Genomic DNA, 16,637 nt, shown 5'->3' on the forward strand with positions numbered 1-16,637 from the left:
CTTCGCGCCCATTTTTCTTTGTCTTCGGCGGAACCGCTTGTTACATGGATGACCGGTACCGCGATCGGCTCTCAGTTTCGCCGTTCTTGGTTAAAGAGGTCTCAACGAGATCGGGTTCGAGGAAACAATGGCAGGCAAAAAGAAGCCCCTCGTCGTCATCACGCGCAAGTTGCCCGACCTAGTCGAGACCCGCATGCGCGAGTTGTTCGACGCCCGCTTGAATGTGGAGGACAGGCCGATGACGCAGCCGGAACTGGTGGCGGCGGTCAAGGAGGCCGACGTGCTGGTGCCGACTGTGACCGACAATATCGACGCGGCGCTGATTGCCCAGGCCGGCGACAACCTCAAGCTGATCGCCAACTTCGGCAATGGCGTCGACAAGATCGACGTTGCGGCAGCGGCCAAGAAAGGCATCACCGTCACCAACACGCCGAACGTGCTGACCGAAGATACGGCCGACATGACCATGGCGCTGCTGCTGGCCGTACCGCGACGGCTGGCCGAAGGCGCCAACGTGCTGACCGGCGATAAGAAATGGGCGGGCTGGTCGCCGACCTGGATGCTCGGCCGGCGCATTTGGGGCAAACGGCTCGGCATTGTCGGCATGGGTCGCATCGGCACCGCTGTCGCCAGGCGCGCCAAGGCGTTTGGCCTCTCGATCCACTACCACAACCGCCACCGCGTGCTGCCGGCAATCGAGGAGGAGTTGGAAGCCACGTATTGGGAAAGCCTCGACCAGATGCTTGCCCGTATGGACATTATCTCGGTCAATTGCCCATCGACACCGGCAACTTTCCATCTGCTTTCGGCACGGCGGCTGGCGCTTCTGCAACCGTCCGCTTACATAGTCAACACCGCGCGCGGAGATATCATCGATGAGGAATCGCTGATCAAGCTCATCCATGACGGCAAGATCGCCGGCGCCGGCCTCGACGTCTACGAGCACGAGCCGGCGCTGAACAGCAAGCTGCTGAAGCTTGCCCACAAAGGCAAGGTCGTGCTGTTGCCGCATATGGGTTCGGCGACGCTCGAAGGCCGTATCGACATGGGCGAGAAGGTGATCATCAATATCCGCGCCTTCTTCGATGGTCATCGCCCGCCCGACCGCGTGCTGCCGTTGAGGGCGTGACCTGCCGTCACGCCGGCACAGTCTTGCCGCGGCAACCACGCGTTCGTCGTTGGATAGCTTTGGCTTACGAAAACGCCTTGCGCATGGTGATTGAGGTCGGCCGGTCGTAGCCCTTGTGCGCTGTCCGTTCGGTTTCACGAAAACCGAGGCGGGCAAAGGCTGCGTGATTTCCGGTCAGCTCGATCCGGGTCTGGAGCTCGATGGCGGTCCTGTTGTGGCTGCGGGCAAGATCTTCGACGGCCTGCATCAGCTGTTTTCCAATGCCTTGTCCCTGAAGAACCGGCTCGACCGCGAGCTTTCCAACATAGAGCTCGTCTGCGCGCTTCAGGATGAAGACGCAACCGACGATCTCGTTTTCCTTCAGCGCCAGGAATGCTGTCTCCTCCAGCGCTCTAGCCCTGAGATTTTCAACGGTGAGCCGATGCGCCGAGGACGGCGGGTCAATAACCCCGTCCATAAAGGCGAAGGCGCGCATGACCAGCGCCAGCACCTCGTCCCAACGGTCGAAATCGGCTGCAAGCTGCACGATGGAAACGTCGGCAGGCAGGCTCACGGGCTGGTTCGCTTGTAGCGGATCGTGTCGAAGCGTGCCGCCAGCGCATCGTAGAGCAGCAGTCGTCCGACCAGCGGCTCGCCAATCCCGGTGATCAGCTTGATCGCTTCCATGGCTTGCAGCGTGCCGATGACCCCGGTCAGCGCGCCGACAATGCCGGCCACCGCGCAGGATGGCACCAGTCCCGGCGGCGGCGCCTCGGGAAAGAGATCGCGGTAGCTTGGGTTCAACTTGCCGTCCGGGCCGGTTTCGAATGGCTTCAGTACGGTGACCGAGCCGTCGAAGCGGCCAACGGCGGCATGCACGAGCGGCCGGCTTTCCGCGGCGCAGGCGTCGGCCACCGCGTAGCGTGTCTCGAAATTGTCGGAGCCGTCAACGACGATGTCATAACGGGCAATGAGGGTAGGGGCGTTGTCCACGGTCAGCCTGAAATTGTGCTCTTCCACGACGACGTTTGGATTGATGCGGATGATCGCCGCTCTGGCGCTGTCGGTTTTCGCCACCCCGACATCGCGCGTGGCGTGGATCACTTGTCGTTGCAGGTTGGAAAGCGAAACGATGTCGTCGTCGACGATACCGAGAGTGCCAATCCCTGCGGCGGCGAGATATTCGAGCACCGGCGCTCCCAATCCGCCGGCGCCAATGACGAGCACCCGCGCCCGCTTCAGCCGCTGCTGGCCGGCGCCGCCGATCTCGGGCAGCACGATGTGGCGGGCGTAGCGTTCGAGCTCTTCATCGGTGAGGGCGGCTGTGATCATCGCCGGACCATATAACGGAGGAAAAAACTTGTCAGGCGTCAATGCATGCAGCTCAGAAATGCGCCATGGACGAAATTCAAATGGTCGGCCTGACCGTGCCGTGATCGACGGTCAGGAATTGCGCGCGTCCCTTGAGGCTGTCAAACAACGCGGCATCGGTCCCGGTCATGAAGGCCTGGCAGTTTAGTTCCTCCAGGATCGAGAACAAGGCCGCCCGTCGACCGCCGTCGAGATGGGCGGCGATCTCGTCGAGCAGCAGGATCGGTGTCATGCCCGACATCTCGCCGGTTAGCCGCGCATGCGACAAGACAATGCCGACCAGCAGCGCCTTCTGCTCGCCGGTCGAACAGAGCTCGGCCGGCATCGCCTTGGGCCGGTGGCGCACCACGAGGTCGGAACGGTGCGGGCCGTCGAGCGTGCGTCCGGCGGTGCGGTCGCGGTCGCGCCCCTGGGCAAGCGCACGACGGAACCGTTCCTCTACGTCGACGGCCGGCAAAATACCGAGTTCGCCTTCCAGTTCGCCAGAGATGCCGATGTCGGCTTGCGGAAACGGTCCGTCGCCGGGCAGCCGGTCGATCATGGCGGCGAGCAGGCGCACCAGTTCGGCACGCGCCGCGGCAATCGCCACGCCGGTCTCGGCCATTTGCATCTCGATCGCATCGAACCAGGCACCGTCGCGTGAACCGTCGGCGAGCAGTCTGTTGCGGCCGCGCATTGCCTTTTCGTAGTCAAGCGCGCGCTGGCCGTGGCCAGGATCGATCGCCAGCACCAGCCGGTCTAGGAAGCGCCGGCGGTCGGCAGCCGGCCCGGGGAACAGGCCGTCCATGGCCGGTGTCAGCCAGACCACGCGCAGCCATTCCAGCATGTCTTCGGCTGAGCGTGCCGTCGCGCCGTTGATCCGCACCCGCCGGCCGGCTTCGCCGTTGCTGCCCGATATTCCGGTACCGATCTCGACCTGGCCTTCCGGCCCGTCAAGCCGGGCATGCAGCGCAAAGCCACCGTCGCCGCCTTCGCGCGCCACCTCGGAATAGGGTGCGCGGCGCAGGCCGCGGCCCGGCGTGAGCAGCGAGATCGCTTCAAGCAGATTGGTCTTGCCGGCGCCATTGTCGCCGGAGAAAACCACAGCACCGGGATCAAGGTCGATTGCCAACGCCGCATAGTTGCGGAAATTCGTAAGTGTGAGCTTACTTATGTACGTCTGCTGCGGTTTTGCAGATCTGGTCACGACAGCAAGATGGCCCCGTTCGGGCCCTACACCCGCATCGGCATCAGCACGTAGAGCGCGGTCTCGTCGGCCATGTCGTGGATCAGCGTCGGGGAACCGGCATCCGCCAGCATGAACTTCGCCTCCGTGCCGGTCAGTTGCGCGGCAACGTCGAGCAGGTATTTGGCGTTGAAGCCGATTTCGATCGGATCGGACGAATAGTCGGCCGCCAGTTCCTCGGTGGCACTGCCCGAATCCGGGTTGTTGACCGCAAGCGTGACCTGCCCTTCGGCGATCGAAAGCTTCACCGCCCGGCCGCGTTCGGACGAAATGGTCGAAACGCGATCGACGGCAGCGGCGAAACTCTGGCGATCGATAATCAGCTTCTTGTCGTTGCCGGTCGGAATGACGCGCTGGTAGTCCGGGAAAGTGCCGTCGATCAGCTTGGAGGTCAAGATAACGCTGCCGATGGTGAAACGGATCTTGGTGTCGGACAACTCGGTGGTGACTGCAACATCGGGATCGTCGACCAGCTTTTGCAGCTCGCTGACCGTCTTTCGCGGGATTATGACGCCAGGCATGCCCTCAGAGCCTGCCGGCGCATCGATCTCGGCGCGCGCCAGCCGGTGGCCGTCGGTCGCGACAGAGCGCAGCTTCAGCTTGCCGCCGGCCTCGTGCGTGTGCAGATAAATGCCGTTCAGATAATAGCGCGTCTCCTCGGTCGAGATGGCGAACTGGGTCTTTTCAATGAGGCCCTTTAGTCCGACGGAATCGAGCCGGAAAATATGCGAGAACGACCCGGCTGAAAGCTCGGGAAAGTCGGACTGCGGCAGGCATTGCAGGCGGAAGCTCGAGCGCCCCGACGTCACCGTCATGGCGTTGCCGTCTTCGTCGGTCTTCAGCGCCACCTCCGCGCCGTCGGCAAGCTTGCGCACGATGTCGTAGAGCAGATGTGCCGGGACCGTCGTCGCCCCGCCACGTTCGACCTTTGCCGGCGTTGCTTCGGTCACCTCCAGGTCGAGGTCGGTCGCCTTCATTTCAAGGCTGGCCCCCTCGGCGCTGAGCAGCACGTTCGACAGGATCGGAATGGTATTGCGCCGCTCGACCACGCGGTGAACATGGTTGAGCGACTTCAGGAGATTTGACCGTTCCAGGATAACACGCATGACGAAACAGGCTCGCTTGAATGAATGAACGGGTCTCCGGCAAGCGGCGCCCCGCGAAAGGTCTGAACAGGCTCAGAATCTGCGTAAACTGACAGGAAAAACCCGGCAAACGCAAGCCCGCGCCACCGGTTCGGACCGGCTGCACGGGCTTTCTGGGGATAAAAAGGCCGGAGTCCGCGAGCCGGCGTTTTTCGGGCCGTCAGGCCTGGTCGTTGATCAGCCTTCTCAGCAATTCGAGTTCCTGCGCCAGTGTGTTGTCGGCACCGGAAAGATCCTCGATCTTGCGCACCGCATGCAGCACGGTCGTATGGTCACGACCGCCGAACCGCCGCCCGATCTCCGGCAGCGAGCGCGGCGTCATCACCTTCGACAGATACATGGCGACCTGCCGTGGCTTGACGATGGTGCGTGTGCGCCGGTTGGACAGAAGTTCGGTCTTCGACACGTTGTAGTGGCGCGCGACGATGCGCTGGATGTCCTCGATACGCACCCGCTTGGGTTCGCCCGAACGATAGATGTGGCCAAGGATCTCGTCGATGCGGTCGATGGTGATCTGCGGTTCGAAGGATTGACGAAACAAAAGCTGGTTGAAGGCACCTTCGAGCTCGCGTCCGCTGCCGGTCACCGTGCGGGCGACGTGGTTGAGGATCTCTTCGGAAATATCGAGCGACGCATCGTCGAGCTTGGCGGTGGCAAGCCTGAGCTTGAGCATACCGATACGCATGGCGAAATCCGGGGCTGACATTTCCAGCGCGACGCCGCCGTTGAGGCGCGAGCGGACGCGTGGCTCCAGCGACTCCAATTCCGACGGCGGCCGGTCGGCAGCGACCACCACTTGCTTGGCGCTGTCGAGCAGCATGTTGATCAAATGGCAGAATTCGTGCTGGATCGACTTGCCCTGCAGGAACTGCATGTCGTCGATGATGAGGAGGTCGATGTCGCGCAGCTGTTCTTTCAGCGTCAGTGCGTTGTTGTCGCGGATCGCGGTGGCGAACCGCCACATGAAATACTCAGCCGTCAGATAGACGACCCGCGATTTCGGATTCTGCTTCAGCGATTCTGCGGCGATCGCCTGCAACAGGTGCGTTTTGCCCAGCCCGACCGTCGCGTGAAGAAAGAGCGGATTGAAACGCACCGCGCTCGACTGCGATTCCGCGACCGCCTTGGCGGCGGCAAAAGCCACTCGGTTCGATGGTCCTTCGATGAAGGAGGTGAAAGTATAGCGTGGATCGAGTGGCGAACCGAGAACATTGTGCCGGAACTCGGTTTCTGCCGGCATCCCCGGGCGGGGTACCGGGACCCGTTCGACCCTGCTGGGGCTCGCCGTGCCCGCAGAGAGCGCGGTTTGCGTCTGCCTGGTCATCTTGCGCGCCGGGGCCACTTCTGGCTCGACGTTGTTGCGGCCCTGCCGTGTGGCGGTGCGAACCACTATCTCGATCTTGAGGATCTCCGGATCCTCGTGCTTCCACAACTCGGTGATGAGATCGAGATAGTGGCCGTTGATCCATGAACGCAGGAATGCGGTTGGCACTGAGATGCGGACAATGCCCTTAGAGGATTCAGCGACCTTCATGCGCCCGAACCAGCTCGAATAGACCTCGGTTCCCAGACGCGCCTTCAACTGGGCCTTGACCCGATCGAACTTCTGTTCAGCTTCATTGGAAGCCGCCATGTCGTTCCTTCCGATTAACGTTCCAGGAAATGGGAGGTCGCCTGTAAGCTCCCTTTCGATGCCGCCGCTCTGCATGATCGAGTTCCTTGTCTCTTGTACCTGTTTTCCGCCGGGGATGCGCCTCCTGCATCCATGTTTCCGGCGACCGTGTCTTCGCTGCGACACCATCGCCGCCGCCGGCTGATGAATCGCCTCGTTGTCGGTCCGGCGCCGAAGAGCCGATCCGCTTTGGTCATGTCAGGGCAACAAAATGCCGTCCGGCGAAAAACCGCCGGCGCACCGTCGACCTGCCATGTACAATTACGCCAGTCCCCTACCGTATCGAAAAGACAAACCAACCCCGTCCGCGGAGTTGAATCCGCGGTGTAAACTCTGCCAATTTGAGCTGGCCGGTTTCAGGCTGGTCAAGGGCCAAGGGCCCGTCCCTTCGATGGACAGACATTACCGAAATCGCTGTGGATAGGGCAAGGCCACCCCTAACGGATTTTTAAGGAATCTGACTAGAAAGGGACGTTTCGAACGCCATGCTGCAACAGTTGATTTTGACAAAGCCATTGTGATTCAAACCCTTTTCCGGCGAATGTGAAAAAGGCCACACAATGCGAAATTTTCTGAAATAATTCACTTGACAGCCAATTGCCGCCTATCGGCCACAGCCGATGTGAACAAGCTGTGGATCACCATCGGTAAGCCTCTGAAAAAAAACAGTAATCTGTGACGCTCGGAAATTTTCGTATTGGCGGTTTCGAAGGCTGCGAATATCAGCGGGCATGTATATGCCGGCAAAGCATTTCGAACTTTGAAATGCACCCGGAGCGCCATTTTGCGGGCTTTCTTTTAAGTACTTGCCGGCAAACGAAAAAAAACCCGGCGCGATTGGCCGGGTTTGAAGAAGCGCAGTTCAGGAAAAGGTATATTAGGCCGACAGCACCTTGACCCGTTGGGCCAACCGCGACACCTTGCGCGATGCCGTGTTCTTGTGCACCACGCCCTTGGTCGCGGCGCGCATCAATTCCGGCTCGGCCACCTTGAAGGCAGCCTGTGCGGCCGCCTTATCGCCAGCCGCGAGCGCCTCTTCGACCTGGCGGATGTAGGTCCGGACGCGGGAGCGGCGGTTCTTGTTGATCGCTGCGCGACGGGCGATCTTGCGCGTTGCCTTTTTGGCCGAGGAGGTATTGGCCATGGTGCCTCTCTTCTGATCTGGTGGGCGCTTGCGGGATACCGCAGGGCGCAAAAAACAAACGGGCAGCCACAGGGCCGCCTCGGTTGGTGCGGCTTATAGTTCAGCTTTTCCGGCGCGTCAACGCTGCAGCGCTTTCTTTTTGACCGGCGCCTTCGTCATCTCATCGGTTCGTGAAATTCGGCTTCCGCTTGCCGCTGAAGGCCGCCATGCCTTCCTTCTGGTCATCCAGCGCAAACAGCGAATGAAACAGCCGGCGCTCGAACCGCAGACCCTCGGTGAGCGTCGTCTCATAGGCGCGGTTGACGGCCTCCTTTGCCATCATCACCGACGGCAAGGAAAAACCAGCGATCTTGGACGCTGCCTTAAGCGCTTCCTCGATCAACTCGCCGGCTGGCACCACGCGCGAGACAAGGCCGGAACGCTCGGCCTCGGCTGCGTCCATCATTCGACCCGTCAGGCACATATCCATCGCCTTTGACTTGCCGACAAAGCGGGTCAGGCGCTGCGATCCGCCCATGCCGGGCATGACGCCCAGCGTGATCTCGGGTTGGCCAAACTTGGCGGTGTCGGCGGCGATGATGAAGTCGCACATCATCGCCAGTTCGCAGCCGCCCCCCAGCGCATAGCCCGCCACCGCCGCGATGATCGGCTTTCGTGCCCGCGTAAATTCTTCCCAGCCGACGAAGAAATCCTGCAGATAGGCATCCACATAGGAGATGGACTGCATTTCCTTGATATCGGCACCTGCCGCGAAAGCCTTTTCCGAACCAGTGATGACCATGGCGCCGATGTCGGCATTGGCGCCCATGCTATTCACCGACGCGACCAGTTCCGCCAGCACTTGTGAATTCAGCGCGTTGAGCGCCTGCGGCCGGTTCAGCGTAATCAGCCCGACCTTGCCGCGGGTTTCGACGATGATGGTTTCATAGCCCATGCTTTGCTCCTCCTCGCTTCTGGTTCAAGCCTGACAGGCCCGGCAGTGGAAAGTCGAACGACCGCTTTGCACGATACGCTCGATGTGGCCGCCACAACCAGGCTTGGAGCAGGCTTCCCCCTCGCGATCGTAAACCGCGAAGGAATGCTGGAAGTAGCCCAGCGATCCATCGGTCTGCATATAATCGCGCAACGACGAGCCGCCGGCGGCGATCGCATCGGCGACGACCGAGCGGATTGCTTCGGCCAGGCGTTCGCTCTGCTCTTTGGCTTTCTTGCCGGCTCTCGCGAGGGTGCCCGCTTCGCGCAGCGGCGACAGGCCGGCCCGCCAAAGCGCTTCCGAGACGTAGATATTGCCTAGCCCGGCAATCAGCCTCTGGTCCAGAAGTGCCGCTTTCAGCGGTGACTTGCGACCTTTCAGCAACGAAGCGAGCAGCGCGCCGTCCAGTGCGTTGCCTGTAGGCTCGACGCCTAATCCCGCCAGCATCGGATGCATGTCGGGCTCGCCTTCCGAAAACAGCATGAACCCGAAGCGGCGCGGGTCGTTGAAGATCACGCGAGAGCGGACGCCGGCAGGGGATGCGATGTCGAAGACGACGTGATCGTGAGCAGTGTTTTTCGAACGTTCGTGGTGGAACGCGCCGGGCGTTGCGCTCTCGTCGGCCGTTTCGATGCGAAACGAACCCGACATGCCGAGATGGCAGATCAGAACCGGGCCGTTGTCCATGTGCATTGTCAGATATTTGGCACGGCGGCCGAGCGCCGCAATCGTCTTGCCGGTCAGCCGCTCCGAAAATCTCTCGGGGAACGGAAACCGCAAATCCGGCCGGCGTGCCTCGACACCGACAATGCGGGCACCTTCAAGGGCCGGCTGCAGACCGCGCCTGACTGTCTCTACCTCCGGCAGCTCAGGCATGGCCACCTATCGTGGCATGGAAGGAGGTGCCGTGACGGCCGCGCGCCAGCCCGAGATGTTCGGCCACGGTTTCGCCGATGTCGGCAAATGTTGTCCTCAGTCCGATCTCTGCGCCTTTGAAACCCGGCCGTGTCCCGATAATCGGAATACGCTCGCGCGTGTGGTCGGTGCCGCGCCAAGTCGGATCGTTGCCGTGATCGGCGGTCAAAATGAGCAGATCGCCTGGCCTCAGCCGTGCGAATGCCTCGGGCAGGCGCCGGTCGAAAGCTTCGAGTGCGGCGGCATATCCCGCAACGTCGCGCCGATGCCCGAACTCGGTGTCGAAGTCGACAAAGTTCGCGAAGACGAGGTCGCCGTCGCGGGCGTCTTCCATGGCACCAAGCGTTTTGTCGAACATCGCCATGTTGCCGGCAGCCTTGCGGACTTCCGAGATCCCCCGATGGGCGAAAATGTCGCCGATCTTGCCGATCGCGATAACCCGGCTGCCGCGCGCCGTCAGCCGATCGAGCAGCGTCGGTTCCGGCGGCGGTACGGCATAGTCGCGACGATTATGCGTTCGCTCGAACGTGGCGGCGGTTTCACCGATAAACGGCCTCGCGATGACGCGGCCGATATTCAGCGGATCGACGAGCCTGCGCACCACTTTGCAGAACTCGTAAAGCCGTTCCAGGCCGAAATGAACCTCATGCGCGGCGATCTGCAGGACGGAGTCGATCGAGGTGTAGCAGATCGGCTTGCCGGTGCGGATATGGCCTTCGCCGAACCGTTCGATAATCTCGGTGCCCGGAGCATGGCAATTGCCGAGGATGCCAGGCACCTTCCCTTCACGCACCATTGCGTCGGTCAACTCGGCCGGAAAGGCGGGAATCTTGTCTGGGAAGTAACCCCAGTCGAAACGGACCGGCAGGCCGGCTATTTCCCAATGGCCCGATGGCGTGTCCTTGCCGCTCGAAACCTCTTGGGCCGCGCCGTGAAAGGCGGCGGCAAGCGGCGCACTGCCGGCATTCTCGAACCTGAAACCCGTCGCCGTTGCCGCGGCCTGGCCGAGGCCGAGCGCGAGCATGTTTGGTACAAGAAGGGGTCCGGCACGCAGGCTTTCGCGATCGGCGCGGCCTTCTGCGCAGGCCCGCGCGATGTGTGCGAACGTATTAGAGCCGGTGTCGCCATAACGTTCGGCATCGGCCGCGCCGCCGATGCCGAAGGAGTCGAGGACAAAAAGGAAGGCGCGTGCCATCGAAAGGTTCATCATTGCCTGTGTGTTGGCTCAGACATAGGGTTCCGCGCCGCCATTGGCAATTCGGAAACCCAACGGCACGGCTTGGCGTGCTGGTCCCGGAGAGACGAATCGCGGCATGGTCGATCTGCGGATGGAAATGCGCGGCGCGGAGCTCGCATGAGGCTTGCCCTGACGGCATTCGCCGCCGTACTGGCTTTGCTGCTGGATGCGTCTTGCACAAACCTGGCGCGAGCCGATTGGCGCGATGTTATCGGAACGTTCCGTATCGGTATCGTCGCCGAACCGTTGCCGGTCCGAGGGACTATGTGCTGGCTGCAGCCATCGTGCGTCTAGTCTCGGCCCGCGGTCGCAAGCAATAGCAACAGACCGGTTAGCGGGCTTCAGGCGTCAGCAATCGCTGCACGGAATGGTCGGGCTCCTGCGCGGCCGCAGATAATAAGTTTCCGCCATCGATATCGAATTGAAGACCGAGCTCAACCCGAACCGGCTTTGGCCGTCCGCCGACCAGGTGATGATTGGCTTGTAGGCGAGATCGCTTTCGACCCGAATGAGGAACGTGCCTTTGATCTTGAGCGCGCTCGGGACCGTTGTGGTGGAATCCTTGACAGCGTCGACGCTAGAGACGCCATCGACCAGTTTGCGCGACCACACGACCAGGACTTTCGGCGTCGTCTCGTTCGTCACCTGTATCGCCGTGATAATGATCTTCGGTTTCGAGCGGTTGTAGGGCTGGAGCGTGGAACTGCCGATCGCCATGATGGCATCGACATCGGCCGCCTTGACGGTCTGCTGCTGCGTGACGAGGTCCGCTACCATGCTGCCGATGCGGCTGACCTTCTTGCTGGTCTCGATGGCTTGCGAGGCCTCCATTGTCATAAAGTACATGATCAACAGGACAGGCACGATGAGGGCAAACTCGACAGCCGCAATACCGCGGCGGTCCGAGCAAAGCCGGACTGCTCTTGTACAAATCCCTGCGATGCCCAGCTGTGCCCCCGCACGAATCATGGCTTTGCCCTTTTCAAGCGACTACGTGGTTCAGTTGTCGAACGGCTCGTTCTGCCAAGTGATCGAAGCAAAATGCAGCGTTTTGCCGTCCTTCAGGTTGGCCATCGATTTGGCCATGAAGTCGGTCATCACCGGCCATTTGTAAAAAACACGCAGCATGTTTCTCGACTCCGCCAGGCCAGGTGCGACGGTGAAGGTCTGTGTGCTCGTGCCCTTGGTCAGCACGACATCGCCATCCTGAATCTTGAAACCGGCCAGCGCCGCATCGGCGAAGGTCGGATATTCCCGCAAGTCCACCAGCAATCCGGGACAGGTCTTGGCGACCATGATCTCCAATTTGGTGCAGATCATATCCCGCAGCTTGGTCCCGGACACATCGGCCGGTCTTAGTTGGCCGGTACGCAGCTGGCGCGCGATGTCGTCGGTGGCGTTTGCCATCACTTCCTGTGCGGCAAAAGAAATGCAGCTCTCCAGGATGGCGAAGACAAGAAGCGCGAAAGGAATTGCAAGCATGGCGAATTCGATCGCCGTGCTTCCGCGGCGGTCGCCCAAAAACCGTCTTGGAGAACCTGCTCGTCCTGCCTTGTTCATGTCCTCTGCCCGCCGATGCCGCTTCTGTATCGGTCCCACCCTTAGTCGGAACCGATTGAAGTCCGGTTGGAATGACCGTTAAATTCAACGGGAAGGCCTTAACCCGGCGATAACCGAAGCACGTTCCCGCCAAAGGCGGACACGTCGGCTAGCTAATGCCCGGCGCTCATTTCGGCTTCAGAGGCCTTCTCGGCATCGCTCTTATACGAGCTTTCGCAATATGGCGCGCAGGACATGGTCTGTACTTCGGAACGCCGATAGATGCGCACCGACGACGCTGCCTGGCGCACGACGGTTATTTGCTCATCGACGATCGGGTTACCCTCCTGGTCGAGGACGACGAGATTGGTGACGCCAAATCCCTTGCCGGTCAGTACGATGGTCGATGCGTCCTGCACGGAGGCGTCGGCGATCGCCGGATTGCCGACGACAATCGTATCGGCGGCGCGCGACAATTTGATGATCTTTGCCTGGTTCATCGTCACCTCGATGCCGGCGCCGGCCTTGGCTGGAAAGGCGAAAGCCGCTGCGGCAAAAAGCACGGCAACTGGAAATGATGATCTCGGCCCGGCCATTGAGGCGCCCCCTGGCAAACTGTTCAACGGAACATGAACGAGATTGGTGAACCAATCGTTAAGCGGCTGGAGTTCAGGATCAAGCCGGAACCGGCATTGGGCCTAGCCGGCACGGCTGGAACGTCTTTGCCGAATTGCGCCTTTTGCGCCTTTTGTCAGCCCGGGCGCCTAGCGGCGGGTATTTTAGTTCTGGGTTAACCACGCAATCTCGTCGAAGCGGGAAAGGAATCGGTAAGCCTGTTTATTAAGCCGATTGAAACAGCTTCTCCTTAGATTCGCAGTATCCGATCAGCCACCAAGAGAAGTTGACGGAAGTGCTGTAACAATTGGAGTAGGAGCTCGAATGTCTAACCTCATCGCACGTTTTGTGAAGGACGAATCCGGCGCGACCGCTATCGAATACGGTCTGATCGCCGCTCTTATCGCACTCGCCATCATGGTCGGCGCCGGCCAGCTCGGCAACTCGCTGAACGCCAAGTTCACCGCCATCTCCACTAAGGTGAACGGTAGCTGACCGTAACGGGTTCGGTTGTTCTGAAATAAGGGCCGCCGCACTGGCGGCCCTTATTTAGTCCTGGTATGATTTGAAATTTAGGCCTCATCAGTCGTTAATCGAATAGGATTAGGCTGGGGCCAGATGCAATTGGGTCATAGGCGCGCCGATGCTTGAAGCCGTGATCTTCGTCGTGTTTCCGTTCTGCATGCTTTTTGCCGCGATCTCCGACATGCTTTCGATGACGATCGCCAATCGCGTGCCGGTGTTGCTTGTGGTTGTCTTCGCCTTGGTTGCGCCTTTGACCGGCATGGACTGGGCCACCTATGGCTGGCATTTCGCCGCCGCCGGCCTGGTTCTCGCGGTGACGTTCGGCCTGTTCGCGCTGGGCGGCATGGGCGGCGGCGACGCCAAGCTTCTGGCTGCCACTGCCATGTGGATGGGACTGAACATCCATCTCATCGAATACCTCGTCGCCTCGACATTCATCGGCGGACTGCTGACGCTAGCCATCCTCGCCTATCGAAAATCGCCGCTTGCCGCCGTCACAAGCCACAATCCGTTCCTGCGCCATTTCGCCGATGAGGCGACCGGCGTTCCGTACGGCATCGCGCTTGGCATTGGCGGTCTGCTCACCTATTCCGACTCGCCATTGATGGCCTGGGCACTTACCAGGCTGGCGGGCTGAATTTCGCTTTACGCGGTTGGCGCCGAGCAGGCGAGTTGGCCACGTTTTCCTTCGGGCCGGGCTTGTCGGTCCAATTTATGTAAACGTTAAATTAATCACGATCGTAAGTATAACATTAACCTTGTTTTGACGATTGCCGCTGCAAAGTCCCGCTTGGCTACGTGGTTTGCCAAGGCGAGGTTCGGACAGATGCCAGCATCCCGATTGATTATTCTGAGCGTGGCGATAGCCGCGGCCGGTGGTGCAGGCTATGTCGCGAAGAACATGGTCGTGGCTCCGCCGCCTCCGGTTGTCGATTCCGGTCCTCAGGCGCCGGCGATCGCGCTGCAGGATGTGCTTGTTCTTTCCGGCGACGTTCCGATGGGCAGTCCGCTTGAAAACAACATTTCCTGGGAGTCATGGCCGTCCGCCGGCATCAACGCAAATTTCATCACCCGCGCCGCCGAGCCTGAAGCGCTGGACAAGCTGAAGGGCGCCGTCGCTCGCGTGGCGCTCTACGCCGGCGAGCCGCTGCGGCGCTCGAAGCTGATCGGTGAAGGGCAAAGCTTCATGTCGTCGATCCTGCCCTCCGGCATGCGGGCCGTTGCCACAAGCATCTCGGCCGACACCTCGGCCGGTGGCTTTATTCTTCCCAACGATTTCGTCGACGTCATCATGACCCGCAGAGCCGATCCCGCCAATGGCGGTGGTCCGGGCTTCACGACCGAAACTATCCTGAAGAACATTCGCGTCCTGGCGATCGACCAGACCATTCAGGAGGACGAGGAAGGTAAGAAGACCAGGGTTGGCCAGACCGCCACCCTGGAACTGACGCCGCAGCAGTCCGAGATCATCACCGTCGCACAGCAGATGGCGGATCGCCTGACATTGGCGCTGCGCTCGATCAAGGACAGTCAGGACAAGAATGTGGGCGAAGCCGATTACCTGGTTTCCGGCAATGGCCGGCGCGGAACCGTGCGGTTGATCAAGTCGGGCGAAGTTTCCGAAGTGGGGGCGAGGAAATGAGGCTAAAAACCAAATTGCCGGTCACGCTGGCTGCGGCGATCGGCCTGCTTTTCCTTGGAACGAATGCATATGGCGTTCTCTGTGCCAGCGCAGCAGGCGACAACGCCAGGGTGACGGCTTCGACCGCCACCCAGCGGGTCAAGCTCGGACTGAACAAGTCGGTGGTCATCGACCTCCCGAGCGATGCCTACGACATTCTCGTCGCCAACCCCGCTGTAGCCGACGCGGTGACCCGCACCGCCAGGCGCATCTATCTGTTTGGAAAGGCGGTCGGCGAGACCAATATCTTCGTCTTTGGCCCGAATGGCGAGCAGATCGTCAGCCTTGACCTAGCGGTCGAACGTGACGTCGCCGGGCTGGAGGATTATATCAAGCGCTTCATCCCGTCATCGGAGGTCAAGGTCGAGTTGCTGAACGACAACGTCGTTCTGACCGGAACCGTGGACACTCCTCTGGACGCCAAGCGCGCGGCCGATCTGGCAACCATTTTCGTGTCCGGCGGCGAGGCGACCACGGGTCAATATTCGCAGACCGCTGCCGGCGGTTCGGCTGAAGCCGGCGTCGCGATCGATAACCCAGATGCCGAGCGCCGCGTCAGCAAGATCGTCAACCTGCTGCAGATCATCGGCGACGACCAGGTGACGCTGAAGGTAACGGTCGCGGAAGTCAGCCGCTCGGTGATGAAGCAGCTCGGCGTCAACATGGTGGGCAACGGCAGCAGCAACGGCATCAGCTGGGGCGCGGTAAGCGACAATTTCACTGGTTTGGGCAAGTCGCTGTCGAACTCGGGCCTCTCTATCGGGAGCTCGACGCTGCAGGCCTACATCAATGCCATGGAACAGTCCGGTGTCATGAAAACCCTCGCCGAACCAACATTGACGGCCGTATCCGGCGAGAAGGCGACCTTCAAGGTTGGCGGCGAATACAACATGGTGACCAGCGTTTCCCAAGCCGTATCAAACGATAACCAGACCGGTCTGAAGACGTATTCGGTCGAGAAGATCGAATACGGCATTGGCCTGGAATTCCAGCCGGTGGTGCTGTCTCCCGGCCGTATCAGCCTGAAAGTCAGAACCTCGGTTTCCGAGCCGACAACGGAGGGGTCTGTGTCTTTGTCCGAAGGCGTAACAAGCCCGGGCATGAATGCCCTGTCGCTCCGCAAGCGCTTGGCCGACACAACAGTGGAACTGCCTTCGGGCGGCTCGATGATGATTGCCGGCCTTGTCCGCGATGATCTCAGGCAAGCCGTCAACGGCTTACCTGGTCTGACAAAGATTCCAGTGCTTGGCGCGCTGTTCCGCAGCAGGGATTTCGTTCGCAACGAGACCGAGCTCGTCATCATCATTACGCCCTATCTGGTGAAGCCGGTGGCGCGCAACGATCTTGCCAAGCCGGATGACAATTTCAACGCCGCCAGCGATGGCGCCGGCATCTTCCTTGGCCGCGTCAACCGTGTCTACGGCACCATGCAGACCGACAAGCCCAACGGCCGTTACCACGGCGTTGTCGGCTTTATCTACAAGTAA

17 protein-coding genes and 1 pseudogene are annotated in these 16,637 nt (G+C 60.8%); 6 read left to right on the plus strand and 12 right to left on the minus strand.

Annotation, left to right across the window (positions count from 1 at the left end):
• The first annotated feature begins 127 nt into the window (after window positions 1-127).
• Window positions 128-1,129 (plus strand): 2-hydroxyacid dehydrogenase, encoded by a 1,002-nt coding sequence (locus NKJ73_RS17085; RefSeq protein WP_352570345.1) that lies wholly within the window; start codon window positions 128-130, stop codon window positions 1,127-1,129.
• A gap of 64 nt (window positions 1,130-1,193) precedes the next feature.
• On the opposite strand, the gene NKJ73_RS17090 is transcribed toward NKJ73_RS17085, so the two are convergent.
• From NKJ73_RS17090 to NKJ73_RS17130, 9 genes are all read right to left on the minus strand, one after another.
• Complete coding sequence (locus NKJ73_RS17090) at window positions 1,194-1,682, minus strand: GNAT family N-acetyltransferase (protein WP_352570346.1); 489 nt, start codon at window positions 1,680-1,682, stop codon at window positions 1,194-1,196.
• The gene (locus tag NKJ73_RS17095; RefSeq protein WP_352570347.1) at window positions 1,679-2,440 is read right to left on the minus strand and encodes a molybdopterin-synthase adenylyltransferase MoeB; all 762 of its coding nucleotides are present in this window, start codon (window positions 2,438-2,440) and stop codon (window positions 1,679-1,681) included. The genes NKJ73_RS17090 and NKJ73_RS17095 overlap by 4 nt, the downstream gene beginning before the upstream one ends.
• A gap of 76 nt (window positions 2,441-2,516) precedes the next feature.
• Window positions 2,517-3,665 (minus strand): DNA replication/repair protein RecF, encoded by a 1,149-nt coding sequence (recF, locus tag NKJ73_RS17100; protein ID WP_352570348.1) that lies wholly within the window; start codon window positions 3,663-3,665, stop codon window positions 2,517-2,519.
• Window positions 3,666-3,691: 26 nt separating this feature from the next.
• The gene (gene dnaN / locus NKJ73_RS17105; protein WP_023676920.1) at window positions 3,692-4,810 is read right to left on the minus strand and encodes a DNA polymerase III subunit beta; all 1,119 of its coding nucleotides are present in this window, start codon (window positions 4,808-4,810) and stop codon (window positions 3,692-3,694) included.
• 199 nt (window positions 4,811-5,009) lie between these two features.
• On the minus strand, window positions 5,010-6,482 hold the full coding sequence (dnaA, locus tag NKJ73_RS17110) for a chromosomal replication initiator protein DnaA (RefSeq protein ID WP_352570349.1): 1,473 nt from the start codon (window positions 6,480-6,482) through the stop codon (window positions 5,010-5,012).
• A 916-nt stretch (window positions 6,483-7,398) separates the two neighbouring features.
• Window positions 7,399-7,665 (minus strand): 30S ribosomal protein S20, encoded by a 267-nt coding sequence (rpsT, locus tag NKJ73_RS17115; protein ID WP_023676922.1) that lies wholly within the window; start codon window positions 7,663-7,665, stop codon window positions 7,399-7,401.
• Window positions 7,666-7,825: 160 nt separating this feature from the next.
• Entirely contained in the window at window positions 7,826-8,599 is a 774-nt protein-coding gene (locus tag NKJ73_RS17120) for an enoyl-CoA hydratase (RefSeq protein WP_352448613.1), read from the minus strand.
• A gap of 24 nt (window positions 8,600-8,623) precedes the next feature.
• Window positions 8,624-9,514 (minus strand): bifunctional DNA-formamidopyrimidine glycosylase/DNA-(apurinic or apyrimidinic site) lyase, encoded by an 891-nt coding sequence (gene mutM, locus NKJ73_RS17125; protein ID WP_352448614.1) that lies wholly within the window; start codon window positions 9,512-9,514, stop codon window positions 8,624-8,626.
• Entirely contained in the window at window positions 9,507-10,748 is a 1,242-nt protein-coding gene (locus NKJ73_RS17130) for a phosphopentomutase (protein WP_352570350.1), read from the minus strand. The genes mutM and NKJ73_RS17130 overlap by 8 nt, the downstream gene beginning before the upstream one ends.
• Before the next feature lie 159 nt (window positions 10,749-10,907).
• Here NKJ73_RS17130 and NKJ73_RS34260 point away from each other — a divergent pair.
• Window positions 10,908-11,036 (plus strand): annotated as a pseudogene (locus tag NKJ73_RS34260) (phosphate/phosphite/phosphonate ABC transporter substrate-binding protein); the annotation flags it as partial.
• A gap of 102 nt (window positions 11,037-11,138) precedes the next feature.
• Here the strand turns inward: NKJ73_RS34260 and NKJ73_RS17135 are convergent.
• The 3 genes from NKJ73_RS17135 to NKJ73_RS17145 all read right to left on the minus strand — a co-directional run bounded on the left by NKJ73_RS17135 (window position 11,139) and on the right by NKJ73_RS17145 (window position 12,925).
• Window positions 11,139-11,759: a TadE/TadG family type IV pilus assembly protein gene (locus NKJ73_RS17135; protein WP_023676926.1), complete on the minus strand. Its 621-nt coding sequence runs from the start codon at window positions 11,757-11,759 to the stop codon at window positions 11,139-11,141.
• 30 nt (window positions 11,760-11,789) lie between these two features.
• Window positions 11,790-12,350, minus strand: a complete 561-nt coding sequence (locus tag NKJ73_RS17140) for a TadE/TadG family type IV pilus assembly protein (protein ID WP_352455127.1) — start codon at window positions 12,348-12,350, stop codon at window positions 11,790-11,792.
• Between the two features lie 152 nt (window positions 12,351-12,502).
• The gene (locus NKJ73_RS17145; RefSeq protein ID WP_352455128.1) at window positions 12,503-12,925 is read right to left on the minus strand and encodes a pilus assembly protein N-terminal domain-containing protein; all 423 of its coding nucleotides are present in this window, start codon (window positions 12,923-12,925) and stop codon (window positions 12,503-12,505) included.
• Between the two features lie 343 nt (window positions 12,926-13,268).
• Here NKJ73_RS17145 and NKJ73_RS17150 point away from each other — a divergent pair, with 343 nt between their 5' ends.
• The 4 genes from NKJ73_RS17150 to NKJ73_RS17165 all read left to right on the plus strand — a co-directional run bounded on the left by NKJ73_RS17150 (window position 13,269) and on the right by NKJ73_RS17165 (window position 16,637).
• The gene (locus tag NKJ73_RS17150; RefSeq protein ID WP_023676929.1) at window positions 13,269-13,439 is read left to right on the plus strand and encodes a Flp family type IVb pilin; all 171 of its coding nucleotides are present in this window, start codon (window positions 13,269-13,271) and stop codon (window positions 13,437-13,439) included.
• 148 nt (window positions 13,440-13,587) lie between these two features.
• Entirely contained in the window at window positions 13,588-14,106 is a 519-nt protein-coding gene (locus tag NKJ73_RS17155; RefSeq protein ID WP_023676930.1) for an A24 family peptidase, read from the plus strand.
• A gap of 189 nt (window positions 14,107-14,295) precedes the next feature.
• Entirely contained in the window at window positions 14,296-15,111 is an 816-nt protein-coding gene (cpaB, locus tag NKJ73_RS17160) for a Flp pilus assembly protein CpaB (RefSeq protein WP_023676931.1), read from the plus strand.
• Window positions 15,108-16,637, plus strand: coding sequence for a type II and III secretion system protein family protein (locus NKJ73_RS17165; protein WP_023676932.1), 1,530 nt, complete (start codon window positions 15,108-15,110; stop codon window positions 16,635-16,637). Before cpaB ends, NKJ73_RS17165 begins: the two co-directional genes overlap by 4 nt.

It is taken from the genome of Mesorhizobium sp. M0074 (genome assembly GCF_040322975.1).
Lineage (GTDB): Bacteria > Pseudomonadota > Alphaproteobacteria > Rhizobiales > Rhizobiaceae > Mesorhizobium.